At 57.4% G+C, this 25,514-nt stretch carries 23 protein-coding genes; 12 read left to right on the forward strand and 11 right to left on the reverse strand.

Translation table 11 applies throughout. The features are described 5' to 3' along the window. Positions 1-11: 11 nt before the first annotated feature. The 4 genes from thrC (at position 12) to GEI7407_RS14325 (ending at position 4,585) form a co-directional block, all read left to right on the forward strand. On the forward strand, positions 12-1,316 hold the full coding sequence (thrC, locus tag GEI7407_RS14310; RefSeq protein WP_015172913.1) for a threonine synthase: 1,305 nt from the start codon (positions 12-14) through the stop codon (positions 1,314-1,316). 60 nt (positions 1,317-1,376) lie between these two features. After that, on the forward strand, positions 1,377-1,652 hold the full coding sequence (locus tag GEI7407_RS14315) for a MoaD/ThiS family protein (RefSeq protein ID WP_015172914.1): 276 nt from the start codon (positions 1,377-1,379) through the stop codon (positions 1,650-1,652). Between the two features lie 126 nt (positions 1,653-1,778). After that, positions 1,779-2,486 (forward strand): DUF2996 domain-containing protein, encoded by a 708-nt coding sequence (locus GEI7407_RS14320; protein WP_223294433.1) that lies wholly within the window; start codon positions 1,779-1,781, stop codon positions 2,484-2,486. Between the two features lie 146 nt (positions 2,487-2,632). Further along, a complete protein-coding gene (locus GEI7407_RS14325) occupies positions 2,633-4,585 on the forward strand; it encodes a M48 family metalloprotease (protein WP_015172916.1) in 1,953 nt (650 codons plus the stop codon). Positions 4,586-4,644: 59 nt separating this feature from the next. On the opposite strand, the gene GEI7407_RS14330 is transcribed toward GEI7407_RS14325, so the two are convergent. Beyond that, positions 4,645-5,154, reverse strand: a complete 510-nt coding sequence (locus GEI7407_RS14330) for a TM2 domain-containing protein (protein WP_015172917.1) — start codon at positions 5,152-5,154, stop codon at positions 4,645-4,647. 462 nt (positions 5,155-5,616) lie between these two features. Here GEI7407_RS14330 and acsF point away from each other — a divergent pair, with 462 nt between their 5' ends. Next, complete coding sequence (acsF, locus tag GEI7407_RS14335; RefSeq protein ID WP_015172918.1) at positions 5,617-6,693, forward strand: magnesium-protoporphyrin IX monomethyl ester (oxidative) cyclase; 1,077 nt, start codon at positions 5,617-5,619, stop codon at positions 6,691-6,693. A gap of 127 nt (positions 6,694-6,820) precedes the next feature. Beyond that, the gene (locus tag GEI7407_RS14340; protein ID WP_015172919.1) at positions 6,821-7,540 is read left to right on the forward strand and encodes a hypothetical protein; all 720 of its coding nucleotides are present in this window, start codon (positions 6,821-6,823) and stop codon (positions 7,538-7,540) included. A 79-nt stretch (positions 7,541-7,619) separates the two neighbouring features. On the opposite strand, the gene GEI7407_RS14345 is transcribed toward GEI7407_RS14340, so the two are convergent. Beyond that, positions 7,620-8,723, reverse strand: a complete 1,104-nt coding sequence (locus GEI7407_RS14345) for a calcium/sodium antiporter (protein WP_041268477.1) — start codon at positions 8,721-8,723, stop codon at positions 7,620-7,622. A 231-nt stretch (positions 8,724-8,954) separates the two neighbouring features. On the opposite strand from GEI7407_RS14345, the gene GEI7407_RS14350 reads away from it, so the two are divergent. Next, on the forward strand, positions 8,955-9,128 hold the full coding sequence (locus tag GEI7407_RS14350) for a PCP reductase family protein (RefSeq protein ID WP_015172921.1): 174 nt from the start codon (positions 8,955-8,957) through the stop codon (positions 9,126-9,128). Between the two features lie 113 nt (positions 9,129-9,241). On the opposite strand, the gene groL is transcribed toward GEI7407_RS14350, so the two are convergent. Together groL and groES are read right to left on the reverse strand one after the other, a co-directional pair. Next, positions 9,242-10,879 (reverse strand): chaperonin GroEL, encoded by a 1,638-nt coding sequence (groL, locus tag GEI7407_RS14355; protein ID WP_015172922.1) that lies wholly within the window; start codon positions 10,877-10,879, stop codon positions 9,242-9,244. Positions 10,880-11,156: 277 nt separating this feature from the next. Next, positions 11,157-11,468, reverse strand: a complete 312-nt coding sequence (groES, locus tag GEI7407_RS14360) for a co-chaperone GroES (protein ID WP_015172923.1) — start codon at positions 11,466-11,468, stop codon at positions 11,157-11,159. A 347-nt stretch (positions 11,469-11,815) separates the two neighbouring features. Between groES and GEI7407_RS14365 the strand changes: the two genes are divergently transcribed. Then, positions 11,816-12,484, forward strand: coding sequence for a hypothetical protein (locus tag GEI7407_RS14365; RefSeq protein WP_015172924.1), 669 nt, complete (start codon positions 11,816-11,818; stop codon positions 12,482-12,484). 97 nt (positions 12,485-12,581) lie between these two features. On the opposite strand, the gene GEI7407_RS21150 is transcribed toward GEI7407_RS14365, so the two are convergent. Beyond that, on the reverse strand, positions 12,582-12,761 hold the full coding sequence (locus GEI7407_RS21150) for a hypothetical protein (RefSeq protein ID WP_150109800.1): 180 nt from the start codon (positions 12,759-12,761) through the stop codon (positions 12,582-12,584). A gap of 1,201 nt (positions 12,762-13,962) precedes the next feature. Here GEI7407_RS21150 and GEI7407_RS14370 point away from each other — a divergent pair. Continuing rightward, entirely contained in the window at positions 13,963-15,195 is a 1,233-nt protein-coding gene (locus GEI7407_RS14370) for an S-layer homology domain-containing protein (RefSeq protein WP_015172925.1), read from the forward strand. Between the two features lie 92 nt (positions 15,196-15,287). On the opposite strand, the gene GEI7407_RS14375 is transcribed toward GEI7407_RS14370, so the two are convergent. Together GEI7407_RS14375 and GEI7407_RS21695 are read right to left on the reverse strand one after the other, a co-directional pair. Then, a complete protein-coding gene (locus GEI7407_RS14375; protein ID WP_015172926.1) occupies positions 15,288-16,712 on the reverse strand; it encodes a sensor histidine kinase KdpD in 1,425 nt (474 codons plus the stop codon). 126 nt (positions 16,713-16,838) lie between these two features. Then, positions 16,839-17,096, reverse strand: coding sequence for a hypothetical protein (locus GEI7407_RS21695; protein ID WP_223294434.1), 258 nt, complete (start codon positions 17,094-17,096; stop codon positions 16,839-16,841). Between the two features lie 452 nt (positions 17,097-17,548). On the opposite strand from GEI7407_RS21695, the gene GEI7407_RS14385 reads away from it, so the two are divergent. Then, positions 17,549-17,872 carry a DUF3155 domain-containing protein gene (locus GEI7407_RS14385; RefSeq protein WP_015172928.1) on the forward strand — a complete coding sequence of 108 codons (324 nt, stop codon included), beginning with the start codon at positions 17,549-17,551 and terminating at the stop codon, positions 17,870-17,872. Positions 17,873-18,310: 438 nt separating this feature from the next. Here the strand turns inward: GEI7407_RS14385 and GEI7407_RS14390 are convergent, their stop codons facing one another. Continuing rightward, positions 18,311-18,850: a cofactor assembly of complex C subunit B gene (locus GEI7407_RS14390; RefSeq protein ID WP_015172929.1), complete on the reverse strand. Its 540-nt coding sequence runs from the start codon at positions 18,848-18,850 to the stop codon at positions 18,311-18,313. Between the two features lie 647 nt (positions 18,851-19,497). Then, positions 19,498-19,845 (reverse strand): PadR family transcriptional regulator, encoded by a 348-nt coding sequence (locus GEI7407_RS14395; RefSeq protein WP_041268478.1) that lies wholly within the window; start codon positions 19,843-19,845, stop codon positions 19,498-19,500. Between the two features lie 970 nt (positions 19,846-20,815). Here GEI7407_RS14395 and GEI7407_RS14405 point away from each other — a divergent pair. After that, on the forward strand, positions 20,816-21,367 hold the full coding sequence (locus GEI7407_RS14405; RefSeq protein ID WP_015172931.1) for a DUF3611 family protein: 552 nt from the start codon (positions 20,816-20,818) through the stop codon (positions 21,365-21,367). Here the strand turns inward: GEI7407_RS14405 and GEI7407_RS14410 are convergent. Both GEI7407_RS14410 and GEI7407_RS14415 read right to left on the reverse strand, forming a co-directional pair. Then, on the reverse strand, positions 21,364-22,242 hold the full coding sequence (locus GEI7407_RS14410; protein WP_015172932.1) for a fructosamine kinase family protein: 879 nt from the start codon (positions 22,240-22,242) through the stop codon (positions 21,364-21,366). The two genes, GEI7407_RS14405 and GEI7407_RS14410, sit on opposite strands and share 4 nt — an antisense overlap. A gap of 46 nt (positions 22,243-22,288) precedes the next feature. Beyond that, positions 22,289-23,590 carry a pitrilysin family protein gene (locus GEI7407_RS14415; RefSeq protein ID WP_015172933.1) on the reverse strand — a complete coding sequence of 434 codons (1,302 nt, stop codon included), beginning with the start codon at positions 23,588-23,590 and terminating at the stop codon, positions 22,289-22,291. A 403-nt stretch (positions 23,591-23,993) separates the two neighbouring features. On the opposite strand from GEI7407_RS14415, the gene crtD reads away from it, so the two are divergent. Continuing rightward, positions 23,994-25,508: a C-3',4' desaturase CrtD gene (gene crtD, locus GEI7407_RS14420; RefSeq protein WP_015172934.1), complete on the forward strand. Its 1,515-nt coding sequence runs from the start codon at positions 23,994-23,996 to the stop codon at positions 25,506-25,508. Positions 25,509-25,514: the final 6 nt, after the last annotated feature.

Genomic DNA, 25,514 nt, shown 5'->3' on the forward strand with positions numbered 1-25,514 from the left:
GCATTTGTGACATGACCCAAACAGCCGATCGTCAAGCTCAAACCCGGACCGCTACCTTCTCCGGCCTCAAGTGCAAAGAGTGCGGCGCTGAGTATGAGCCCCAGGCAATTCACGTTTGTGAGCAGTGTTTCGGTCCCTTGGAAGTCGCTTACGACTACAACGCCATTCGTAGCCTCGTCAGCCGCGAAAGCATCCAAGCCGGCCCCAACTCCATCTGGCGCTACCGTGCATTTCTGCCCGTCGAGACCGACACTCCCATCGACGTGGGCACCGGCATGACGCCCCTGCTCCAAGCCAATCGCCTCGCGCGCCGGTTGGGTCTCAAAAAGCTTTACATCAAGAACGACGCGGTCAACATGCCCACCTTGAGCTTCAAGGATCGGGTGGTCTCCGTGGCCCTGACCCGAGCTCGGGAACTGGGTTTCAGCACGGTTTCCTGCGCTAGCACGGGCAACCTCGCCAACTCTACAGCGGCGATCGCAGCCCACGCAGGCCTAGAGTGCTGCGTCTTCATTCCCGCCGACCTCGAAGCCGGTAAGGTCCTGGGCACCGTGATCTACGGTCCCACCGTCATGGCCGTCGAGGGCAACTACGACCAGGTGAACCGCCTGTGCTCCGAAGTCGCCAACACCCACGGATGGGGCTTCGTCAACATCAACCTGCGCCCCTACTACTCCGAGGGCTCCAAGACCCTGGGCTACGAAGTCGCTGAGCAGCTCGGCTGGGAACTGCCCGACCACATCGTGGCGCCCCTCGCTTCGGGCTCTCTGTTCACCAAGATCTACAAGGGCTTCCGGGAATTTGTGGAGGTCGGTCTGGTCGAGGACAAGCACGTGCGCTTTAGCGGTGCTCAGGCCGAGGGCTGCTCGCCGATCGCCCAAGCCTTCCAGGAAGGCCGCGACTTCATCAAGCCGGTGAAGCCCAACACTATCGCAAAGTCGATCGCCATCGGCAACCCCGCAGACGGCGTCTACGCAGTGGACATCGCCCAAAAGACCAACGGCAACATCGAGTCTGTGACCGACGCCGAGATCATCGAGGGCATGAAGCTCTTGGCCGAGACCGAGGGTATCTTCACCGAGACGGCAGGCGGCACCACCATCGCAACCCTCAAGAAGCTGGTGGAAGCTGGCAAAATCAGCCCCGACGAAACCACCGTGGTCTACATCACGGGCAATGGCCTCAAGACCCAAGAAGCGGTCCAGGGCTATGTGGGCGAGCCGCTGACCATCGAGCCGAAGCTCGAGAGCTTTGAGCGGGCGCTGGAGCGAGCTCAAACCCTCGATCGCCTGGAGTGGCAGCAAGTTTTGGTGTAACTTGGCTCTCTGGACACACCGTTTTTACCCTTTCAATTGCGACTGAATTTCTGATAAACCATGGCCGTTAAAGTTCTTATCCCGACCCCGCTGCAAAAATTCACCAATAACCAGGCCACCCTAGAGTGTGGTGGCGCTAGCGTTGCAGAACTGCTAGAAGCGCTGGAGCAGTCTTGCCCTGGCATCAAAGCGCGCCTCTGCGATGAGGAGGGCAAGCCCCGCCGTTTCCTGAACTTCTACGTCAATAGCGAAGATATTCGCTTCCTGGAAGGGACGGAAACGCCGCTCAAGGATGGCGACGAAGTTAGCATCGTTCCTGCGGTGGCAGGAGGCTAACCGCTCAAAAAGTTTGGGTGTCACACAATGCTATTTTGCCTGGCCGTTGGCCAGGCTTTTTTTGTATGGCGATCGCCCCCCGAGTGGCCCATTGGCCGGAGGCATTGAAGCGGACGCTGAGATCCCGTGGTCTGGGTACAGGTAGACTGGTTATCAAAGGCTGAATCCCCAGCGATCGTGGCGATCGCCCGCCGCGCGTTTAGCCAGTCAGACGACGCTCTAGCGTCTCGTAGCGGGCATCTCCCGCCCGGTCAACAGGGACTTCAGACCGGACATACTGCTGCAAGCCGAATTATTCGAGGACAAACCGAAGCAATGGCAGACGAGAATCGCAAGGCAAACGGAAAAGCTGCCCCCGCCAAAGCCGGGGAAACCCCAGAAAACGCCGAAGCCCAGGCCCAAGCAGAAACGTCTGGTGCTGCCCAACAAGGTGAGCAAGCGGCTCCCAAAGCCAAAAAGGAAAAACCCCCCGCCCCCGAAGACAAGCCCTTTGCGGAGTTCATTCAGCAGGAGTATCTGCCAGCGCTGCAAAAGGCGATCGCCGCCACTGGCATTGGTGATCTCGAGCTGACCTTTAGCCAAGAGACCCTGCCCAGCGCTGGAGAAACCTGCTGGCAAGTGCGCGGCCGGTTTGCCGGTGGTCAGCGTCTCTTTGGGATTGCCTTTATCAAAGAGGACATCAACGGGCCTAAGTTTTTCTTCTGCGCAGACAACAGCTCCCACCCCAGCACCCTGGAGCACTTTATGGGAGACGAGCGCAAAGTCACCCTCGATCTGCTCGTCCTCTACACGGCGCAGCGCCTAAACGCCCAGAAGTGGCTAGCACGAAACTAGGGCCAGATTCAGGGAATTTTCGGGAGACGGGGGCTGGAGCGCCGCGAAGTTGGACCGTTTGGGAGCCAAATTCCGAAATTTCAGTCACTGTCTTCTGAAAAAGCCATAGGGCGACTGCTGTCACAGATTCCTTGCGGGTGGAAACCATGAAATCAACGTTGTTGGTCCGTTGGGTGTTGGGGAGTGGGGTTCTCTTGAGCGCGCTGCTGGCAGCCCCAGGGGCGATCGCCCAGAAAGAAAGTCCGCTCGATCCGACTATCTCGACAGCAGAGCCCGCGCCGGAACCGGACCCCACAGCGGTTGTGGTGCCGACAGAGACGCTAGCAGACCCCAGCGAACCCGTTGTAGAGGAGTTGCCTGCCCCCGCAGCAGAGCCCAACTCTTTAGAAGGGACAACATTAGAAGAGCCAGCGACGGCAGCTAGCCCGGAACCGGCGATCGCCCAGGACGCCGTACCGGAAGACTTACCCGAAGCTCCTCCCAGTCCGGAGCCCCTGCCCGAAGCCGCGCCCGCCGACCAGCCCGCTGCGTCTGCGGACCCCACAGAACCGCCCGTTTCCGCAGAACCGCCCGCTGGCGACGCGTCCGAGAATTCCGTCGAGGGCTCTCAACCCACCGACAGCAGCGCTGACAATCTCGAAGATCTCGATGATCTCGACCCCCAGGCCCTGGTCCGTCAGCAGATGCTCATTGAGGGCGATCGCCTCTATCTCGGCGGCCAAATCGCCGAAGCCGAAAAGCGCTATCGGGCCGCCAAACCGCCTTTTGAAAACGAGCAGGAGGCCAGCACCCGGACCGAAGCCATCACCGATCCGGAGGCGCTGTCGCCCGCAGGGCGCGTCTACTGGCGCGAGGCCCAAGCTGGCTACGAAAAAGGGCTCGCCGACGCCACGATGATCCCGCTGAGTCTGCTGGTTGAGGAGTCTCCGGCCTTTGTGCCGGGCCAGCTGCTCTACGCCGAGGTGCTCGAGTCCCGCGATCGCCCAGAGGAGGCCTTGGCCGTCTTGGAGCGCGCAACGGCCCTCTATCCAGACCAACCCGACCTGCTAAAAGCCAAAATCGCCCTGCTGGCATCTCAGAAAAAATGGCTCGACGCCTCCCTAGCAGCACGGCAGTTTGCGCTGCTCAACCCCACCCATCCTGAAGCCGCTGCTTTCGAAGAGGTCGCCGACGACAATCTCCAAAAGTTTCGGTCGTGGCTAAAGCGAGAGCTCACCGGCAACACCATCGCCAACGTGGTCACCGGCGCCCTGGGCTATGCCCTGACCGGCAGCCTGTTTGGCCCCATTTCGGCCATCGAGTCCACCGCCCTCATGCTCCAGGGCGAGTCGGGGGTCGGCGAGCGGGCCTCCGAGTCGATCAAGCGACAAGTCGAGCTGGTTGATGACCCTGAAATCGTCGCCTACATCAGCGAGCTCGGCCAGCGCTTTGCCCAGGTGGCAGGGCGCAAGGACTTTGAGTACGAGTTTTATGTGGTGATGGACGAAGGCCTAAACGCCTTTGCGCTGCCCGGCGGCAAGATCTTTGTCAATCTGGGGGCGATCGCCGAAACGCGCTCTGAAGCCGAGCTGGCCGGTCTCATGGCCCACGAAATGTCCCACGCGGTCCTGTCCCACGGCTTCCAGCTCGTGACCAGCGGCAACCTCACTGCCAACATCGTCCAGTACCTGCCCCTCGGCGGCACCATTGCGAACCTGATCGTCCTAGACTACAGCCGCGACATGGAGCGCCAAGCCGACATTCTGGGTACTCGGATGCTGGCCTCCACAGGCTACGCCGCCGACGGCATGCGCAACTTGATGGTGTCCCTGGCCACCCAAGAAAAAGGCACCCCCTTCCCCTGGCTGTCGAGCCACCCGGTCAGCCGCGATCGCGTCCGCTACCTCGAGCAGCTCATCCAGGAGAACGGCTACAACCGCTACGCCTACGAAGGCGTCGAGCGACACCTCAAAATGCAGGCCAAAGCCCAAGAAATCTTGGCGGCTCGGCAAAAGAAAACCGAAAACGACGCCCAAGAGCAAACCAATCAAGCCCCAGAAACCAGCGCTCCCAGCGAGACCGAGCCGCCCACAGAAGAGGGCGAAACCCGCAATCCCTGAGCTGGCAGCATCGCGCACAGGCGAGACTCTCCCATCCGAAACAGGGTCGCTTCGGACCTCTACAGCTCTTCGAAGTGGTACTTCACAATGCCAGTGCGGGGATCGTTCTCAGAGTTGACATAGCCGGACTTGACCATCTCCTTGAGCAAGGATTCGACTTCCTTGAAGCCGAGCTCCGTCGCCATGACGCCCTGAGTCACCGATATCTGGCCGCCATTGGCTTGAGCAGCCTTGAGCAGCTTGACCATGAGCTGCTCTCGGGTGGGCGGCGTCACCGTTTGGGAGGCCACGACTGGCTGCTGGACCGGCACGCCCAGCGTCATATAGCCGCTGCGCGCCATTAGCTTCAGGCGATAATCCTCTGCCATCCCCGGAATCAGCATCAAGTCAATCAGCTGGCCAATCCCAAAAAAGCCGAAGGTACACAGCCACAGCAAACCTGTCGCGATCTTGCCGTTATATATTCGGTGGGCACCATTAATGCCACATAGGCACAGCAGCCACAGCAGGTAAGACGCGGTGACGCGGGTGCTGTTGTCTGGGCTGGTGGGTTGGGGAATGCTGCTCATAGCTCTTTACACTTTTGATCGGCGGCTTCCGCTATACGCCCATTCTGCCTTGATTCTAGGGAGATTGCCTTGATCTGCTTTCCACGGGTCAGGGAAAATAGAGGAGCACTCAATCGCGAGATGGGCGCGAGATCGAGCGGGTTTTTGACCGCCTGTTCTCTACAACTCCCAAAGGGTTGCCTGCGGCTAGGCAAAACTGTCATAAAAGTTGAAGCGATGTTGCAACTCTTAACGCGATCGCTGTCCCTCGCTCCTACTGCCATTGGTAGACTATGGGAGATAGAAAAACGCAGCGATCGCGTCTGGGCATCGCCTAGGGCACGGTTCATCGCTAGGGTGTGTTCCCGGCGAAAGCGTTCTTAAAATGAAAATGAACAAGAGCGTTTTCTGCACGCCCCCGTGCTTTCCCCTGTGTAGCGCCCCGTTTGAGGCGTAGCGTCATAACAAAGAGCAAAAGGACCCATGGTAGATTCCCTGAAAAAGCCTGGCTTCGATGAGATAAGACCGGGGATTAAAGTCCCTGCCAAGGAGACCATCCTCACGCCTCGGTTCTATACCACCGACTTCGATGAGATGGAGAAAATGGATATCTCCGTCAACGAAGACGAGCTAAGAGCGATCCTGGAAGAGTTTCGCGCTGACTACAACCGTCATCACTTTGTGCGGGATGCCGAGTTCGAGCAGTCCTGGGATCACATCGATGGTGAAAAGCGCCGCCTCTTTGTTGAATTCTTGGAGCGTTCCTGCACCGCTGAATTCTCGGGCTTCTTGCTCTACAAGGAACTTGGGCGTCGCCTCAAAAACAAAAGCCCGCTGCTGGCTGAGTGCTTTAACCTCATGTCGCGGGACGAGGCTCGTCACGCTGGCTTCCTCAACAAAGCCATGTCGGACTTCAAGCTCTCCCTTGACCTCGGGTTTTTGACCAAGAGCCGGAAGTACACCTTCTTCAAGCCGAAGTTCATCTTCTACGCGACTTACCTGTCTGAGAAGATCGGCTACTGGCGCTACATCACGATTTACCGCCACCTGGAAGCCCATCCCGAAGACCGGATTTACCCAATCTTCCGCTTCTTTGAGAACTGGTGCCAAGACGAGAACCGCCATGGCGATTTCTTCGACGCCATCATGCAGGCTCAGCCCCAGTTCCTCAATGACTGGAAGGCGCGGCTGTGGTGCCGTTTCTTCCTGCTGTCGGTCTTTGCGACGATGTATCTCAATGACCTTCAGCGCTCTGGCTTCTATGAAGCGATCGGCCTCAACGCTCGCGACTACGACATCGAGGTGATCAAGAAGACCAACGACACCGCTGGTCGCGTCTTCCCGGTGATTCTGGATGTTGAGAATCCAGAGTTCATCGAGCGCCTCGACCAGAGCGCAGCTCTCAACACCAAGCTGGCGGCGATCTCTGAGTCCCAGGCGCCTGCGCCGGTGAAGCTTCTGCAAAAGCTGCCTTTGATCTTGGGCATTGCGGGCCACATGGTGAAGCTGTACCTGATGAAGCCCATCAACCAAGCGAGTTTGGTTGGCACCGTTCGATAAAGGAAGGCACTCAGTCTTCATCTGAAAGCGGCCCTGCAAGATTGCAGGGCCGCTTTTTTTGGGGGTTGGGTGGGGATGTGGGCTATGGTAGTGAGCGCAGTGTGGTGAGTCTGGGGACGAAAAGCATATGGGATCGGGATTTGGAGCGGGCTGGCAGGGATGGGGCGCGGCGATCGCCCTCGGACTGGGGGTCGCCCTGGGGTCTGAAGCGATCGCCCAGGACGCGCCAGCAGACCCGCCTTCAGCCGCAGAGCGCCTAGATCTCGATCCCAAAGTCCTCGAGGAGAGTCCGGTTTTGCAGCGCTGGAGCCAGGAGGTGCCGGACGTGATGTCAGATATCCGCCACGACCCCAGTTTTCGCACTCGCCTGCGCCTTGGCTACTCCCAGTTTCCCTCCACCAACCAGCAGGGCGGCTGGAATGTGGGCGTGGAGGATGTTTTTATTGGTCGCAGCGGGTTGACTGTCAGCGGGGATTATCACGGCAGCTTTGAGGGCGATCGCCAAGCCGCGGGGGTCGACCTGCGGTATTACGTGCGGCCCCTCGGCAGCTACGTCAATCTAGCCCCCGTGGTCGGCTATCGGTTTCTCCAGACCGAAGACTACAGCACCGACGGCCTAAATTTGGGCCTCAAGCTCCAGCTCGCCCTCTCCCGCACCGGAGCGGCTGACTTATCCCTCGCCCAGACCTGGGTGAATCCCGGCGGCAGCGAAGAGGTCGGCCTCACTACTTTGTCAGTGGGCTACGCTCTCACCTCTCGACTGCGCCTCGCCACGGACATCCAGAAACAGAACTCTCGCGAAGCCAAGGACAGCCGAGTCGGCATTGTCCTCGAGTGGACGCCTTAAACGACAAAAGCAGCTCCAAACCATTGGAGCTGCTTCTATCAACCTTCTCCTTAGCCAGGTTCGGGAGGGGCGATCGCCCTTAGAGGCCCTCGCGGCGCTCACGGCGCTTGCGCAGAGCCCGCATCGTCACAATCGCCAAGGTAATGGCGGTCAGCGGCAGCACAAAGGCCAGCATCACCGTGCTGAAAATCGGCAGCGCGTCATGCTCAGTCGATCGCAAAATCAGGTAGAGCGTGTACACACCGTAGTAGGCCAGAAAAAAGATACCTTCTCGACGGGAAATAAGATTGCCGGTGAAGAAAATCGGCAAGCAGGCGATCGCCACCGCAATCATGATCGGGATATCAAACCGCAGCGCCGCAGGCAGCACGGGAATGCCATCGGGTGAAATAATGCTAGACAGCCCAATAATCGCCAGAATATTGAAGATATTGCTGCCCACGACATTGCCAACCGCAATATCGCGCTCGCCGCGCATACTGGCAATCACCGACGTTGCCAGCTCTGGCAAAGACGTCCCTGCCGCCACGATCGTCAGACCGATCACCAGCTCACTAACGCCGATCGCCTGAGCAATCACGATGGCACTGTCCACCAGCAGACGCGAGCCTGCCAGCAGCAATCCCAGGCCGCCCACCACCAGCGCCAGATTTACCAGCCACGTACTCAGCGATCGCGTTGGTTGCGCGCCATATTCTTTGGCGTACTCATCCTGCACAGCCGCATCCTTCTCTTGGCGGCTCTGATAAATCAAAAAGGCAGTGTAGCTCACAGCCCCCAAGAAGAGAATCACGCCGTCTGAAGTGCCGATATTGCCATCCAGACTAAACAGCAGCATTAGGCACGAAACCCCGATCATGATCGGCACATCCAGCCGAATGAGCTGCTGAGCCACCAACAGCGGCGACACCAACGCCGAAACCCCCAAGATAAACAGCACATTGAAAATGTTGCTGCCCACCACGTTGCCGATGGCAATGTCAGACTGTCCCGCCAAACTCGATTGGATATTGACTGCCAGCTCCGGCGAGCTCGTTCCGTAGGCCACAATGGTCAAGCCAATCACCAAAGGCGAGATGCCCAGCACCGCCGCAATGCGAGATGCACCCCGCACTAGCGCCTCAGCTCCTACCACCAACAGCACAAGGCCAACCAATAACAGGGCAAAAACCGTAATATTCATGCTTTCAACGCTGATAAAACCCAAGCCGTCCTTCTCTCACTTCTACCAAAGATCATCCATCGGCCTCCAAGAAACCTGCGTGCTAGGCGAGAATGTCCCACAACCAAACTCCCACGAATGCCTCGCTTTGCGCTAGGTGTCTGCCCGCGATCGCCCCTGCCTTGCCAGAAAAGCGCGATCGCCGTATGGTCAGGAAAATACGCTGTTTCCTGAGCCCATTACCATCAACCTATGAGTGACGCCTGTCAGTGGACCCCTGAAGCCGAAGCCCGCCTGAAAGAAATTCCCTTCTTCGTGCGTCCCGCTGCCCGCAAAAAGATTGAGAAATTTGCCCAAGATGCCGGCATCACCGAGATCACAGCCGAAGTCTACGACCAGGCAAAGCAAAAATTTGGCTCCAATTAGCTCATTCCAGAATCAGACCAAATTTAAAACCACAAAAAAAGGGGCCGCCGTAGCGAGCCCCCTTTTCTAGAAATTCCTTGGCTGCTCCATGAGGAGCAGCCAAGTTCATTGACTTAGTAGTCGAAGTCGCCGCCCATGCCAGCGCCAGCGCCAGCAGCTGCGTTATCCTTCGGCTCAGGCTTGTCGACCACGATGCACTCGGTGGTCAGCACCATAGCCGCGATGGAAGCTGCGTTCTGGGTAGCAGAACGGGTCACCTTCGCAGGGTCCACGATACCCGCTTCGAACATGTTCACGAAGTCGCCGTTCGCTGCGTTGTAGCCGCTGTCAAAGGACAGTTCCTTCACGCGCTCAGCGATCACAGCGCCGTTTTGGCCAGCGTTTTCAGCGATGCGCTTCAGAGGAGCGGTCAGGGCGCGAGCCACGATGAGAGCGCCGGTGAGCTCTTCGTTGACCAAGTTGGCATTTGCCCACTCTTCGACCTGGGGAGCCAGGTGAGCCAGGGTGGTACCGCCGCCAGGGACGATGCCCTCTTCCACAGCTGCCTTGGTTGCGTTGATGGCGTCTTCCAGGCGGAGCTTGCGGTCCTTCATTTCGGTCTCGGTTGCAGCGCCCACTTTGACCACAGCAACGCCACCGGCCAGCTTGGCCAGACGCTCTTGGAGCTTCTCTTTGTCGTAGGAGGACTCGGTCTCGTCCATTTGACGGCGGATTTGCTCACAGCGGGCCTTCACTGCCTCTTCGTTGCCTTCGGCGACGATGGTGGTGTTGTCCTTGGTGATCGTGATGCGGCGAGCCTTGCCCAACATGTCGATCTTGGTGTTGTCGAGCTTCAGACCAGCGTCTTCGGTGATCAGCTGACCACCGGTCAGGACGGCGATGTCCTCGAGCATGGCCTTACGGCGATCGCCAAAGCCAGGAGCCTTGACAGCAGCGACGTTCAGCACACCCCGCAGGCGGTTGACCACCAGGGTTGCCAGGGCTTCTTTCTCGATGTCCTCAGCGATGATCAGCAGAGGACGACCGGCGCGAGCCACTTGCTCCAGTACGGGAACGAGGTCTTGAACCAGCGCGATCTTCTTGTCGGTGATCAAGATGAAGGGCTCGTCGAGCACTGCTTCCATGCGCTCGGTGTCGGTGGCGAAGTAGGGAGAGATGTAGCCCTTCTCAAAGCGCATGCCCTCGGTGACCTCCAGTTCGGTGGTCATGGACTTGCCTTCTTCTAGGGAGATCACGCCTTCGCGACCCACTTTGTCCATCGCTTCAGCGATCATCTGGCCGACTTCTTCGTCGTTGCCGGCAGAGATGGAGCCCACTTGGGCGATCGCCTTGGAGTCCTCGACGGGGCGAGCGTGCTCAGCGATTTTCTCAACGATGAAAGCCGTTGCCTTCTCGATACCGCGCTTGAGGGCGATGGCATTAGCGCCAGCAGCAACGTTGCGCAGGCCTTCCTTCACCATGGCGTGAGCCAGGACGGTTGCCGTGGTGGTACCGTCACCAGCAGCGTCGTTGGTCTTGGAAGCAGCTTGGCGAATCAGAGAGACGCCGGTGTTCTCAACGTGATCTTCGAGCTCGATTTCCTTGGCGATGGTGACACCGTCGTTGACGATCTGGGGTGCACCGAACTTCTTCTCGAGGACGACGTTACGGCCTTTGGGGCCAAGGGTCACGGCGACTGCTTCAGCCAGGATGTCGATACCGCGCTCCAGAGCACGACGGGCGTTTTCGTTATAAATGATGCGCTTAGCCATAGTCTCAGAGTCCCTGTCCTAAAAATGCGTTGTAGATTTGGGAAATAGGTTCGAAAGGTCGAATCTCTTTCGGCACTTGCTAGCCCTGCATTGAGGAGGTCAGGTGTTGAGCCTGCTGCTCGACGAGGGTTGCCGAGGAACATGCCATCGCCGAGTTTTGGGTCCGGGCGAATGGGCTTCTCAGAGCTGCCAACAGTCTGGCAGGCAGCCTGAGCGTTGCTTTGAGTCCACGGGATGTTCTACCGCAGACTGGGATAGGGTTAGGGTCCTAGGGGATCTAGGCGACGACAGCGAGGATGTCTTTTTCAGACAGCAGAACGAACTCTTCGCCACCGAGCTTGATGTCGGTGCCAGCGTACTTGGAGTACAGCACTTTGTCGCCGACTTTCACTTCGAGCTCTTGGCGAGAGCCGTCGTCGTTGCGCTTGCCGGGGCCGACTTGCATCACTTCGCCGACTTGGGGCTTTTCCTTGGCCGTTTCGGGCAGGAGGATACCACCAGCGGTCTTCTCTTCAGAAGCAGCAACCTTGACGAACACGCGATCGCCGAGAGGCTTCACCGTGGAAACGCTCAGAGATACAGCTGCCATAAAAAATTCTCCGAATAATTTAGACGAGAACGATCAATTACTGTGAAGTCAGTTGAGACACTGATTGTCTGCGCTGGCAGACTCGTTCAAACTTGCGGGGTTGATTTAGCACTCTCAACTCCTGAGTGCTAATTTAGCGGAGCCCACTGACGATCGCAACTCGCGCCTTAGTACGGTTTCCCGAACTGAGGACGATAAACGGCCACAATTTCGGCCCTGCGGGGGAAGATCTGAGCCGCAGACCCTAGGGCGATCGCAAGGCAGACAGGGCGCGAGCAGCGGAACTTTGGCCCCTCCGAAGGAGTCTAAGATGAGTGCTATATCTACGGGGATGAAGGGGGTTGCCAATGAACTCTTTGACTGTGCGCCATGCTTGGCAATCGGGTACTAGTTTGGCTTTGAGCCTGAGCCTCATCGCCGCCGGGGCAGCGCCGTTTTTGGCGGTTAGCGCAGCTTCTGCCCAGACCCAGCGCACGCCCGATCTGTTTGCTCAGCCAGCGGATCTCGTTCTGGCCGCTGGAACCACCCTGGCCGTTCGCTATGACGAGGCCGAAAAGATTGTTGTGACGCCCCAGGAAACGGCTCCCGTAACGCTCACGGTGGCAGAGGCCGTCCGCTCAGAGCAGGGCGTGCTGGTGATCCCCGAGGGCAGCAAGGTCATGGGTGAGCTACGACCCGTGGATGGGGGCACCCAGTTTGTCGCGCAATCCATCATGCTGCGCGGCAGCGATCGCACCCAGGATTTCGAGGCGACCTCCGAAGTCATCACAGAGACGGAAACCATCAAAAAAGGCCGTGATGCCGACCAAATCCTGAAAGGGGCTGCTATCGGAGCTGCTGCGGCCGCTGTCTTGTCAGAGATTTTGGGCGACCTTGATCTGGGAGAAGTCTTGATTGGGGCGGGGTTGGGCGCTCTAGGAGGCTTGATCTTGGGCGAAGATGAAGCTGAAGTCGTGGTGATCAATCCTGAAACGGACCTAGAGCTGACCCTGGAATCTGATTTTTCGTCGCGTTAGCTGTTTTGAAGCGTCCCAAATCTTGGAACGGATTCGTCTTGAGGTTGCCTCTCGGAGCGCTGGGGGGCAACTTCGACGCTGTTATGGGCGATCGCCATCAGCTATCTTTACTTTTCTCTGCAAGGCTAAGGCCTACTACTTCCATCATCAGTGCCGAACCCATCAGACTAGCAGGCACTGCTTCTAGAGCCAACAAACCGGCAAGAACGCTAAAACCGCTGCCAAAAAAGATAACAGCGCCCGCAATCGATAAGATACTTCCCAAGTTTTTCTTCACGGTAACAAATCCTTACGCAGATTAGCGAAATTATAGTTCATACAGCTTCACATTCCAATTTCCCAGGCTGTACGAAAATGAGATTTTTACAGAAACCCTAACAAGAAGAGCGACCCACTATAGGTACTATTAACTAGTTTTTGAAGCTGCCTAATGGCTGCAACAACCGTTAATGCCAATCAAGGTCGCTGCGGGCGATCGCCTCGTCCAAAAGCCACTTCGTGGTTTCTGACTTCAGAGCAGTATCTGCTAATTTCGTGAGTAATCATCAAGAACGCGTGAAAATCACCCAAGCGGGTATCCAATTGGGTGCGAGAGACGCGCAGCCTGCTTCGGTGCTTTTTCCGACTGCAACAGCTTCTTGAGCTGGCCATACCCAGTGTGAGCACGATCGCCTCATCGGCTTTGGGGGCGCTCATTTCAGCCTTTTAGCTCACGTATTTCTATCTTCCTTCTACTGGGTGATCCAACTGGAGGAGGACGCTAGAAAACAAAAATTTTTACAATAATGAACGTCAGCGAAAGGATGGGTAGAAGTTTCGCCCAAACGAGCTTCCGCTCTGTCATCCTACGCTCCAAAACCCCATTTGGTCTCTGGTCGTAGCCTCCCTACGGCCTTTTTTTTGGCTTCAATATCCCAGCCAGGATCGTACTGGACTAGAGGCACCCCTCAGGGCTTGGGTATGGCAGAAGGGTGGGCTTTGGCGATCGCGCTTCGATTGTTCCATCAAGCTGGAGAGACGCCCTGAAATTTTTTATCCATGGGACTAAGTCCAAAGATAGTTTGCACCCACAAGGCAACTGAAACACTTTGAAAAAATAAGTATTTATACTTAATTATTTTTCCTTCAGACCGACCCGAGAGCGATCGCCTCTAGAGCAATCTTCTTCTGTCCCTTCCTCCGCTTCAACAGTGCCCAATCAGGAGATTTTTCAAAGTTCACCTGATTGGGGGAGGACAGATCACCATTAGGGTGAATTGTTTACTTTTTAAGCAACAAATCTTTTGGTTCAGCGTCTGAGAGTTTTAGGCAAGATGGACAAAGGTAAAGCAAATTACCTGAAAGAATTTGAAAATTTTTGGTTTTCTTGCCTGAAAGGCCGCACTATCTACATATAGATTGACGTAGGAACCTTTCATTCATTCTAGGGTCTATTTAGTCAGCTAATCACTCAATCGTTTTCTGGAGAACGCGCCTCTATGGGTCACATCACTCGTTGGCAATCTGGCACCGCAGTTTTTCTCGCTCTGGGTATCGCATCGGGAGCCGTCGCTCCGATGATTGCGCCTGCACCGGCAGCAGCTCAAAATGTTAGCTTCAGCGACGTTTCATCGGCGTACTGGGCCTCTGACTTTATCCGCGCTCTGGCATCTCGGGATATCATTGCTGGTTTCCCCGATGGCACTTTCCGCCCCAATGATCCGGTTACGCGGGCTCAGTTTGCCGCTATGGTCCGAAAGGCTTTCCCGAAGTCCCGAATTCGGAACGCTATTAACTTTGTTGACGTTCCTTCGAACTATTGGGCCTTCACCGCTATTCAAGAGGCTTATACCACGGGTTTCTTGGCTGGTTATCCCGGGAACGTCTTCAACCCCAACCAAAATATTCCTCGGGTTCAGGTACTGGTTTCCTTGGCCAATGGCCTGAACTACACCGCCAGCGGCTCGGTTAGCAATGTCCTGGGCATCTATGATGATGCATCTGGCATTCCGGACTATGCTCGCAGCAGTGTGGCAGCCGCTACGGAGCGCCGCATTGTTGTGAACTACCCGTCGCTGGACATGCTGAACCCCAACCGGAACGCGACTCGCGCTGAGGTTGCTGCGTTCATTTACCAGGCTTTGGTGAGCTCTGGCCAGGCCCAAGCGATTAACTCGCCTTACATTGTGGGTCAGCCGCCGGCTCAAGCTCAGACCGTTATTCCGTCGGGCACGACGATTCCTGTGAAGTACACCAAGGACAAGATCCTGGTAACGAAGGATGAGACGGCACCGCTGACGCTGACCGTGGATCAAAACATTGTGGATCGCCAAGGCAATGTCCTGATTCCGGCGAACAGCGAGATTGTGGGTGAGCTGCGTCCCTCCAATGGCGGTTCTCAGTTCGTGGCTCAAGAGCTGGTGCTGACCGATGGTAGCCGCTTGGCGATCAATGCGTCTTCGGCTGTGATCACTGAGACTGAGACGATCCGTAAGGGCGCGAGTGTGGGTGATTTGCTGGAGGGTGCGGCTCTGGGTTCTGCTGCGGCTGCGGCTGTGGCGGCAGTGACGGGTGACCGGGCGATCGCTACGGAAGAAGTGCTGGGTGGCACGGCGATCGGTACGCTGATTGGTCTGTTCCTGGGACGCGATCGCATTGACCTGATCGTGGTCAACCCGGATACCGATCTGGATCTGCGCCTGAACTCTGATCTGCGCTTGCCCAATAAGTAAGCTTACGCGTCTACTAGCAGCCTCGTGGAAGGCTGTGAGGAGTAGTCATCGCCTAACCAACCCCCTGCAAGGCTTTTGCAGGGGGTTTTCTATTAGGAGGGCAGGGGCGCGATGGGTAACCAAATCTGGAGGGTGGTGCCGGGAGAGGCGATCGCCGGGTCTCCTTCAGCTCCATTGGCGTCAGGAAGCTCGGATGCGTCGGCTTCGGTCAGCCATAGGGAGGCGATCGCCGGGCTATGCAGCTCGACGCTGCCCTGCATCTGCTCGATGAGCTCTTTCACAATCGCCAGCCCCAGCCCGCTACCGGGAATCGAGCCTTGGGCCTGCACGCCGCGATAGTGCCGCTCAAAAAGACGTCCCTGGTCCGCCAAAGGAATCCCAGGCCCGGTATCGGTGATGGCGATCGCCTGCTGTAGGCCCGTTTCGGTGCTGCGCGTTGCTCCCACCTCAAGCTGCACTCTTCCGCCTGGAGGGGTGTACTTGAGGGCGTTGTCCAAAAGGTTGCTGAGCACCTCCCGCAGGGCCTGAGGATTTGCCAGCACGGGCTGAATAACGTCGGGCAGGACAATATGCAGGGTGATTTGGCGCTCTTGGGCGATCGCCTGGGTCGACATCAGCAGCGGCTCCAGGACCTCCAAGATTTCGCAAGGGCGCACATCGGCTGCCGAAAGCCAGCCGGTCGATGGCAGGAGCTGAGGCTGAGGGGCCTCCTGCTGCTCTGTCCGCTGAGCCACCACGTCTAGGGCCTCTGGGTCGGGGCTGGGGGCGATCGTCCTGGGCAACGCTGTTCCCGGCGTTGGCTGGAGGGTCTGGCCAATTTGCACCAGCAGCTCTTGTAGGCGATCGCTCTCCCGCACAATGCTCGACGCCACGTCTCGATTGGGATCTCCCATCCCCAGTCGCCGCAGCAGCAGCTTCCCAAAGGTGCGGAGCGCCGTCAGGGGATTGCGAAACTGGTGCACCAGCGTATCGAGGGTTTCATGCTGCTGGCGCTGCACATCCTGCTGCTGATGGTAGTGACTTTGGAACCAGTGCGATCGCCGATCGAGCACGCACCCAGCCGCCAGCGTTTTTGCCACCAGCTCAATCTGGCTCTGCTCCTGAAGGCTCCAGGGCCGATCTTCCCGAGCCGTCACCAGCAAGCCCAGCAGCACATTTTCGCGCATCAAGGGCAGCACCACCTGACCGGGCACCTCCAGCACAGGGTCTTTCGCAGCCGATGGGTCTCCATCTCTTAAGGTCTGAGCACCCAGATCCTCCAGCGTCAGCTCCGCGTCATCGATCCGGGGCAGAGCGGGCCGCGCATCCTCAAACGGAATCGGCGAAAGGGCAGGGGTTAGGCCGTCACGCAACAGCGTTTCGGGATAGGCCACGACCGGCACCAAGTTGGGCTCTGTTCCCTCCGCAAAGTCCTCAGTCAGGTACACCACGCTCAAAGACGCGCCCAATCCCTGGGTCAGCAGCGCAATCTGAGACCGACAAAGAGACACAAATTCTGTGCTAACGGGCAAGAGCATGAATCCAGAGGCCGTCAACGTGGGGCTAGCTTGACTCAGAAAAAAGCGATCGCAAGCTCTAGGCAGCCGTCAGCATCGCCAAGTAGCAACATCTGGGCGCGATCGCCCTCTGTAATTAACTGTAAACTACGCCGCCCCAAGAGGGACGGGGCTTTCAGAGGTGCAGGCGATGTCTGTTCGTCCCAGGTCTACGCCCAGCACCTCATCGGTTTTTGAAATCTCAGAGGGCTCAGATTCTAGCTGAATTTGCAGATAGAACCTGCCATCTTTACGTTTGACCAGGGTGGCTGATTTGGGATTTTGGGCCTGGAGGAGATACTTTTGGTCGTTGCCGATATGCAGCCTGAGCTTTTCTCGTCCCTTCAGCATGATGAGGCTGACCATCCAGCCAGGCTCTTTGCAGGTGAAAGTCCGGGCGTCATGGGTGGGAGCAAACCTTTTGACAGGCCTCCCTTTTTGCTTGGCTGTCTTCCGGTTGGCGCAAACTCGCCGGATGGCGTGGATGGTCATCTGGGCAGACAGACCCAAATGGACTCTGGCTTCCTTGTAAATCAGGGACTGAACGGCAATCCGTTTAGCCTTTTTGCCACAATCCTTCGTCAAATCTCATAAAAACTTGAAGAGAATTAAATTTTTTGATCTTTTTATAAAGTGTTTTTTGAGGGAAGAATTTCTTTTTAATCGACCAATCCCTTGCCACAAACAGCTTTCAAGTCTTTCTGAAAATGTGTGACTTTAGATTAAAAGAAGTTGAAATTTTGAACCCAAGCAGATATACTTTCGACGGTTTTTGTAGCTAACACTACACACATTCTTGGAAATGGGAGGTAAGGAGGTTGGCTAGGAGACGCAAGCGCAAGAGCCGTCGACGCCTAGAAGGGCGTAGAATTCTAGAGCAGGTACCACAGTATAGTATCGAGAGCGGGGAAGACAAGCCCGTTACCGCTGCTCGGAAGTTCATTCACGCCGAAGGAATCGCTCCGCCCGCCCTCCTGCTAGTCAAGCGGAACGAGCATACCACGGATCGGTACTTCTGGGCTGAGAAGGGCCTATTCGGAGCTCAATACGTCGAAGAAAATCATTTTCTGTTTCCCAGCCTCAAAACTGCAGAAGATGAGGAAGAAGAGGAAGAGCTCTACGCTACTTCTTCGAGCCGCTAACCTGCCGATATCTGGTCTTGAGTGTCCTTGCTTGGGCTACGTCTGAAATTTGCTTTTCAACGTGATTGCGTCATGTTTGGGAAAGCGGTAGCCCTAGCCAAAGACACGTTCACTTCAAGCAACGCCCCCCATTCCAAGTTGCTGGAGTGGGGGGTATTGCTTTAACAGCCTCCTTTCAATATCCCTCAGGGTGCTTCTCCGTTTTCGACTTTTCAGCTACAAACCCAAGCTGGCCCTGGGCCGTTTTCCCTGGGGGATTTTGCATCCATTTCATACTTGCTGACTTTGTCTGGAGTCAGCCCTAAAAATACTTCTAAGCAGCGATTTCTAAGATTTTTTTTTTTAAGTTTTTGAATATTGATTGGTGGAATTTTTCGTTGGCGATCGCCCAGGTTTAGCCAATGTTTTGGGCGATCGCCCTAGAGCGCGATCGCCTTTCTAGTCCTGGGGTTCGAGGGACAGTGCTTCTTGGAGAGCCAGCAGCTCGTCGCGGTGAGCCGTCACAGACAGTATGCTTCCGCCGCGCCCAGTCGACGCCGCATCTCCTCCGGCCTGGAGCCGCAGAGAAACCTGCTCAGGCCGCCCAGCCCGCTGCCAGTAAAACCAGCCCGCCAGGGGCGCTAAGGCCACCAGTCCTAGGGACAGCAAGCCAACCTGGGGCAGCACCATCGACAGCACCAACGCCAAGCAGAGCATGCCTAAGGCAGCTAGCAGCGTGAGAAAACCTGCCAGGAAGCGGCTTGGACGCACGAATCCCTCGAAGGTGACCTGGTTTTTCTGTTTGTCCACAGATGTCACTTGATAGGCCCGCTGGGCAAAATACTGGCGCAGCTGGGGCATGAGCACTTCTTCCGGCTGCTCTGAGGCCAAAGCAACAGATTGGGTGCGGTCCTTCACCGAAGCGCGGATAAAGAAAAATAGACCAATCGAGAGTAAAACGGTCAAAAACAGGGTAGACGGCAAAGTCGCAAAATCCATAGGTCTTTCGGCAATTCGCAGGGCAGCGTGCAAGATTTGGGGTTTGAGTGCAGGCGGTTTGCTGGCATGAGCAGCCATTTTAACCCCGTGACATACTCCTACGCTGATACTGACGTATACAGCGTAGGCTTCTCAGTGACCCCTGCTATTGCATCGGGCGTATCCTGAGCTTTATTTTGAGTCCACGGAATGCCCTACCGCAGACTTTGAACAAGGACCAATGTATGTTCAACCTCGGTACTGTCAAAGTTTTACGCATCCACAGAAACAGGAATTCGCTATTACTGGATGCAACCCCATACTTTGAGTTGTCGTGGTTCAGATTTTAGGGCGGCGATTAGCTCAAACCCTTGCCCTGACTATATCACCCCTACTTTGTGCCATGAAAGATTTGCTCGTTTCCTCCCCCTTCCCGCGCCTGTGGCATAGGTCAGGGGAGCGTCATTATCTCACGCCAAGCCAAGGATGATGGCGTGAGGCTTCTGCTGCTTTAGCTAAAGCGTAGCAAGCGTTAGCAGCCAGAGCCACTAACGCTTGATGTCACTTCCATCGGCTTCGGTTATGCGCTAAGAATCCCCGTCGCAGGTAGCGAGAGCGCAACCTGTTGGGTCAGCCGGACCCAACGGGGCTAGGCATTCACTGGGGCACTACGACTTTCGCTGGGCAGTGTAGGTTTGCCACAGCTCAGCAAGCGATCGCGCTTTTGCATCGTGCTCGGGCCGAACTTGATACATGCGGCGCGGGCGGCCTCGCCCTTCCACTTTTTTCCAGTACCCTGCGATGGTTTTTTCGTCCTCTAAGAATTTCAGGGCACCGTAGAGCACGGTATCAGACAGGCGGTAGGCTGGATACTCCGTTTCGAGCTTTTGAATGAGCTCGGTTCCGTAGGAATCGCCTTGGAGCAAGACCGACAAAACGTAGCAGACTGCCAGCTCTTTATTGAGATACAGAGGTGGCGGATCGCGGAAAAATTGGTAAATGTCTTCGAATTTCATGGTTGCAGGCCGAGTCATAGTACGAATACTCCACTGTCAGTTCCCATCAAGCGCAATGCCGGGCGAAGTTTCCGCTTGGGACGGAAAGGGGGCGATCGCCTGCACCCTGATGGTGTTCATATCAGCGTTAGGGAAAGCTGAAGGAACAAGCGTGAGACCAGAGCACTTTTGTTTTGATCGTGCTAACGAGCCAACACTGCTCAGAACACTCACACTTAGGGGCTTATTCGCTCAAAACCGAATCTACCGGGAGCTTCGGCGGTTCTTACAGGAGTCCTTGATGGCCCTGAAGTGGAGTCGATGATTTGCCAAGATTGGCACTCAGGAACACTAGATGTTCATCAACTCTAGCTATTTTAATTCTAGATATTAAAATTTGGATTCGCTCACTAAACTTCCATAACGTTTTTCCAGCATCCCTTGCACAGACCTCTCGAGAGGGGAGCAGTATTTCTGAGCGGTCCATTAGTAGGCTGAGCTAGAATTCGCAAGGTAGCAATGACGGATTTCAGATCCGGAGACTGGCGGGATCTTTTAATAGCTTTCGGAGCGGTTGTTCGGCACAAATAGCTTTCGGACAGAGAGCGCCTAGGGCCGAAAGCCTTGTCAGAACAACCTCAGCAGGTTAGTCTCTGGCGAGAATAAACAGTTTAATCCGGCGATCGCCCTTGAGTTAGGATTTTTTAACTTTTTGGTCTGCCCTAGTCAAATCATCAGGAAATCAAAGGCGCGAAGCTTGTCGGATTGAAGGCAAACAATGACTGTCAGTTCAGGCGTTTCCTAGAAGGACGGTTCACAATAGAAACTATCCGTCGAGGCTCATCGCCAGTTGTCATTGTTACAGCAGTAGATCGGTTTAGCCGGTGGACGGCAAGCCTCACCTGGAGCGACCCTTGCCAGCAGAATCAGGGAGAACTATGCTTTTAGGTGCTTTTCGGCGGTGTCGAAGCAGTAGGTTTTGTGAGAGTCTATGGCCGACCTTCCCCCCACACTGAAACAGATTGCGTTTCAATTTCGCATTGCTGGCTGGATCAGCTTTTGGATGCAGCTAGTTCTGGGCGTTGTGGCAACCCTAGTTTTGATTTTTGCCACGGCTAGCCGCAGCATCGGCACCCAAACCAATAGTGCCGGGACGGGTGCGGGCATTCTCTTCGCGCTAGGGGGAATTGCAGTCTTGGGTGCAGGGGTTTACTGGGCGTTTCGCTACACTCGGATTGCGCGGGGGCTGCGATCGCCGGATGCCAGCGCTCGCCCCAGCAAAGCCAGCACAACGACAATTTTGCGCCTCGGCTTGATTATCAATCTGGTCGGTATGCTGATCACGATTTTGGGAGCCCAGGCGATCGTGGGCAGCATCTTGGCGCGATCGCTCTCCCAGCCCCAGGGCCTGACGGTTTACGACCCTTCTCGTTTTGTGCAGTCGGTGGATCTATTTGTGGTGCAAGCCAACACCAACACGATCCTGGCCCACTTTGCCGGTATCGTCGGCTCTCTTTGGCTCTTTAATCGGGTGAATCGCTAGGCATCAGCCCAGCGCAGGAGCTGGTCGATCATGCGGTTGGCCTGGCCCTCGTAGCTGCCGCCAAACAGGTTGAAGTGATTGATGACGTGGTACAGGTTGTAGAGCACTTTGCGGCGCTCGTAGCCCGGCTCCAGGGGATAGGCAGCTCGATAGCCCTCGTAGAAAGCTGCCGGGAAGCCGCCAAATAGCTCGGTCATAGCCAGGTCTACTTCGCGATCGCCGAAGTAAATTGCCGGGTCCAGGATGATCGGGTCACCGGTGCGGGCGATCGCCGCATTTCCCGACCACAGATCCCCATGAACCATCGACGGCAGCGGATTGTGGCCTTCGAGCAGCGCCGGCAGGGCCGCGATCAGGGCATCCTGCTGCGGGAAGTGGCCGCCCCGCCGCTTAGCCAAGCGAAACTGATAGCCGAGGCGTTGCTCCGCCCAAAAGGTCTGCCAGTCGGGCGTCCAGGGGTTGAGCTGGGGGGTCGAGCCAATGGTGTTGTTGTGGTGCCAGCCAAATCCTTGGGAGCTGTGGACCCGGTGCAGGGCAGCCAGCTGCTCGCCCATCCGCGCCCAAGCCTGGGCGTCGCGGCTCCCCCCAAACTCGATCCACGTGGTCACCAAAAACGCCGCATTTCCGGCAATGTTCCAGAGCAGCGGCCTGGGGACTCCGATGGTGTGGGTCTCGTAGATCGCTTTGAGGGCGTGGGCCTCCGCCTCGAACATCGCCAGCTGGTTGGCCTGATTGACCTTCACAAAGTAGGTCGCGCGGCCATCGGTGACGGCATAGGCTTGGTTAATGCTGCCGCCCCCCACGCTTCGTCGGTCTTGGAGGACGAAGGTTTGGCCCGTGGCCTGGGAGATTTGAGCGGCGATCGCATCCCACATAGGAGACCCAGCTGATTCCAATACGACAATTTCCACAGCCTACCATCTAGGCTGCGGGTCGCTGAATCACGATGCCGTAGGCCTCGGGGTCTAGGTAGCGCTGGGCTGCTTTTTGCAAATCGGCCGGTCGCAGGCTCTGAATGCAGGTCGGGTAGGTCAGCACCGGGGTCAGATCGCCCAGCAGGGTCTGGTAATAGCCGTAGAGTCCAGCGCGATCGCTCGGCGTTTCGCTGCCAAAGACAAACCGGTTGGCGACCTGGGTGCAGACCCGCGCAATCTCCTGGGTTTTGACCAGGGCTTCATTGATATCGCGAATGTGCTGGGCGATCGCCGCTTCGACGGCCGCCACATTCTCCACCGGCATCTGAGCCGACACGTAGAACAGGCCCTGCAAGGCGCTGGTCATATTCGTCGCGTGAATGCCAGAGACCAGCCCGCGCTCTTCTCGCAGGTCTCGCACCAGGCGCGAGGTGCGGCCGTGGCCCAGCACCGACGCCAGAACGTCCAGAGCGTACGTGTCTTCCAAGTCTGCCAGCCCCGGCACCCGCCAAGCCATCACCAAGCGGGCCTGCTGCAGGGTATCGTCGACCACTTCCTGGCGGACAATGCCACTAAAGGGCGTCTCAGGCGCATGGGTCGAGCGGTGGGGCAGGGGCGATCGCGCCTCGGAGTCCGCGAAGCGCGTCCCCGCCAGTCCCCGCTCAATTACCTCGATCATCTGCTCGACCGGCAGGTTGCCCACCGCCACCGCCGTCATCGACTCCGGCTGATACCAGCCTTGATGAAAATCTCGCATTTGCTGGGGCTTCAGGCCCTCAATCACGGCGCTGGGTCCCAGAACCGACCGACGATAGGGCAAATGCTCGAAGGACAGCTCCATCAGGTGCTGGAAAGTCCGGCGGCGCGGATTATCCTCAGAGCGGCGAATTTCTTCTAGGACCACCGATCGCTCCCGCTCAAAGGCCTCATCCGGAATGCTGGCGTTGAGCACCACCTCAAGCTGGAGCGGCGTCAGCTCGGCAAAGTGCTGAGGCGCCGTGGTGATGTAGTAGTGGGTGTAGTCCTGGCTGGTTGCAGCATTCGTCACCGCCCCTTGCTCTTCGATGCGGCGCTCAAACTCGCCACTTTCGAGCCGAGCCGTCCCTTTGAAGATCATGTGCTCTAGAAAGTGAGCCATGCCGTTGATGTCGTTGGACTCCACCGCAGAGCCAACGTTCAGCCACAGGCTCAAGTTCACGGCTTCTACCGGCATTTGCTCTGCCACAATCACCATCCCATTGCTGAGGCGATGGATGGTCGGAGCGTTGAGACGAGGGGCCGAAGCAGACTTGAGGAGGGTTGAGGTCATGAATCTTCCGGTGAGCCGTTCTTAATCTATCTTAGTTATTTCAGCCAGCGACGTCGGCCCCTGAGCGGCCTGGCGGCCTTCAGAGAGGCTGGGATCTTGGCGATCGCCTTCACGCCAGCAGCCGTCTTAGAAGCGATCGAGGTCAACACCCGCAGGCGCTGCGATCAGTTGCCTTCGAGGGTTGCCGCTAGCGGTGGGCCAGTCAACCTCAAACGTACCCCAAGAATGCCCAGAATGCTTGGGATTCAGAAGTTTTCGCGCTGCGGCTTTGCGATCGCCGTTCCTTCGCGCAACGGCCAGGCCGCCTTTCTCGCCCGCACCCTAGGAAAAGGAAGCCTTGGGCCTCTTCAGACCTCGCCCCGTAGGACGATAATGAAAGAAGATTGTTAAGAAATGTAATGCTATGTCCGAGCAGCCAACCCCGGCCCAGTCCCCCAAAGTCGTCGTCGTTGGGGGTGGAATCGGAGGACTCACAGCAGGCGCGTTGCTGGCCCGGCGGGGCTACTCAGTGGTGATTTTTGACCAGGCCCTGGTACCGGGAGGCTGCGCTTCGACGTTTCAGCGGCGCGGCTTCACCTTCGACGTCGGAGCGACCCAGGTGGCTGGCCTCGAGCCCGGCGGCATCCACGAGCGCATTTTTCGAGAGCTCGCCATCGAGCCGCCTGCGGCCACCCCCTGCGATCCCGCCTGCGCGGTGTTTTTGCCGGGAGAGAGTCGCCCCATCTCCGTGTGGCGCGACCCAGAGCGCTGGCAACAGGAGCGATCGCGGCAGTTTCCCGGCAGCGAGACGTTTTGGCAGCTGCTGCAGCAGCTTTTTCGGGCTAGCTGGGCCTTTCAGGGACGCGATCCGGTCCTGCCGCCCCGCAGTCTCTGGGATCTTTGGCAGCTTGTTCGGGCCGTGCGGCCTGGCACCCTGATCACGCTGCCCCACACCTTTTCGACGGTGGGAGAGGTGCTGCGGGCCTACGGCCTGGGCGCCGACCAGCGCCTCAAAACCTTTTTGGATTTGCAGCTCAAGCTGTATTCCCAGGTGGACGCCGACGGAACGGCGCTGCTCTATGCGGCTACGGCGCTGGCCGTGTCCCAGGCGCCCCAGGGACTGTTTCACCTCCAGGGAAGCATGCAGGCCCTGAGCGATCGCCTGGTGGAAGGTCTGGAGAAATTTGGCGGCGCGCTCCGAATGCGGCACACGGTGGAGAGCATTGTGGTCCAGGATGGCCGCGCGGTGGGGGTGCAGGTCCACAACCAGAAGACCGGCGATCGCTGGCTTGAGACCGCAGATCACGTGGTCGCCAACGTCACAGTGCAGGACCTTGTGCGGCTCCTGGGCGAGGCGGCGCCGACCGGCTACCGGCGCCGCGTCGAAAAAGCGCCCGATCCCTCCGGTGCCTTCGTGGTCTATCTGGGGGTCAAGGAAGCTGCTCTGCCTGGGGACTGTCCGCCCCATCTGCAATTTTTGTACGACTACGAGGGGCCGATCGGCGAAAACAATTCTCTGTTTGTATCGGTGAGCAAACCCGGCGACGGGCGGGCTCCTGCTGGCATGGCCACGATTACCGCTTCTTCGTTTACGGATGTGCGGGCCTGGCAAGGGGGCGATCGCTATGACGCCCTCAAGCAGCAGTACACCGAAACGGCGATCGCCCGTCTGGGCCAGTATTTCCAGCTCAACGCTGACACTCTCGTCCACGTTGAGGCAGCGACACCCCGCACCTTTCAGCGCTACACCGCTCGGGAGATGGGCATCGTTGGCGGATTGGGCCAGCGCGTGTCAAGTTTTGGTCCCTTCGGCTTCGCCAACCGAACGCCACTGAAAAAGCTTTGGCTGGTGGGCGACTCGACCCATCCGGGCGAGGGAACTGCGGGCGTGAGCTACTCGGCCTTGACGGTCGCGCGGCAAATTGAGGCAGACTCTTAGGGAAGC

Source organism: Geitlerinema sp. PCC 7407 (assembly GCF_000317045.1).
Taxonomy (GTDB): Bacteria; Cyanobacteriota; Cyanobacteriia; order PCC-7407; family PCC-7407; genus PCC-7407.

What these genes read in the sequence shown, in the direction of transcription:
- thrC (WP_015172913.1), top strand. Translation starts at nt 12, where the DNA reads ATGACCCAAACAGCCGATCGTCAAGCTCAAACCCGGACCGCTACCTTC.
- GEI7407_RS14315 (WP_015172914.1), top strand. Translation starts at nt 1,377, where the DNA reads ATGGCCGTTAAAGTTCTTATCCCGACCCCGCTGCAAAAATTCACCAAT.
- GEI7407_RS14325 (WP_015172916.1), top strand. Translation starts at nt 2,633, where the DNA reads ATGAAATCAACGTTGTTGGTCCGTTGGGTGTTGGGGAGTGGGGTTCTC.
- GEI7407_RS14330 (WP_015172917.1), bottom strand. Translation starts at nt 5,154, where the DNA reads ATGAGCAGCATTCCCCAACCCACCAGCCCAGACAACAGCACCCGCGTC.
- acsF (WP_015172918.1), top strand. Translation starts at nt 5,617, where the DNA reads ATGGTAGATTCCCTGAAAAAGCCTGGCTTCGATGAGATAAGACCGGGG.
- GEI7407_RS14340 (WP_015172919.1), top strand. Translation starts at nt 6,821, where the DNA reads ATGGGATCGGGATTTGGAGCGGGCTGGCAGGGATGGGGCGCGGCGATC.
- GEI7407_RS14345 (WP_041268477.1), bottom strand. Translation starts at nt 8,723, where the DNA reads ATGAATATTACGGTTTTTGCCCTGTTATTGGTTGGCCTTGTGCTGTTG.
- GEI7407_RS14350 (WP_015172921.1), top strand. Translation starts at nt 8,955, where the DNA reads ATGAGTGACGCCTGTCAGTGGACCCCTGAAGCCGAAGCCCGCCTGAAA.
- groL (WP_015172922.1), bottom strand. Translation starts at nt 10,879, where the DNA reads ATGGCTAAGCGCATCATTTATAACGAAAACGCCCGTCGTGCTCTGGAG.
- groES (WP_015172923.1), bottom strand. Translation starts at nt 11,468, where the DNA reads ATGGCAGCTGTATCTCTGAGCGTTTCCACGGTGAAGCCTCTCGGCGAT.
- GEI7407_RS14365 (WP_015172924.1), top strand. Translation starts at nt 11,816, where the DNA reads ATGAACTCTTTGACTGTGCGCCATGCTTGGCAATCGGGTACTAGTTTG.
- GEI7407_RS14370 (WP_015172925.1), top strand. Translation starts at nt 13,963, where the DNA reads ATGGGTCACATCACTCGTTGGCAATCTGGCACCGCAGTTTTTCTCGCT.
- GEI7407_RS14375 (WP_015172926.1), bottom strand. Translation starts at nt 16,712, where the DNA reads ATGCTCTTGCCCGTTAGCACAGAATTTGTGTCTCTTTGTCGGTCTCAG.
- GEI7407_RS21695 (WP_223294434.1), bottom strand. Translation starts at nt 17,096, where the DNA reads ATGGTCAGCCTCATCATGCTGAAGGGACGAGAAAAGCTCAGGCTGCAT.
- GEI7407_RS14390 (WP_015172929.1), bottom strand. Translation starts at nt 18,850, where the DNA reads ATGGATTTTGCGACTTTGCCGTCTACCCTGTTTTTGACCGTTTTACTC.
- GEI7407_RS14395 (WP_041268478.1), bottom strand. Translation starts at nt 19,845, where the DNA reads ATGAAATTCGAAGACATTTACCAATTTTTCCGCGATCCGCCACCTCTG.
- GEI7407_RS14405 (WP_015172931.1), top strand. Translation starts at nt 20,816, where the DNA reads ATGGCCGACCTTCCCCCCACACTGAAACAGATTGCGTTTCAATTTCGC.
- GEI7407_RS14410 (WP_015172932.1), bottom strand. Translation starts at nt 22,242, where the DNA reads ATGTGGGATGCGATCGCCGCTCAAATCTCCCAGGCCACGGGCCAAACC.
- GEI7407_RS14415 (WP_015172933.1), bottom strand. Translation starts at nt 23,590, where the DNA reads ATGACCTCAACCCTCCTCAAGTCTGCTTCGGCCCCTCGTCTCAACGCT.
- crtD (WP_015172934.1), top strand. Translation starts at nt 23,994, where the DNA reads ATGTCCGAGCAGCCAACCCCGGCCCAGTCCCCCAAAGTCGTCGTCGTT.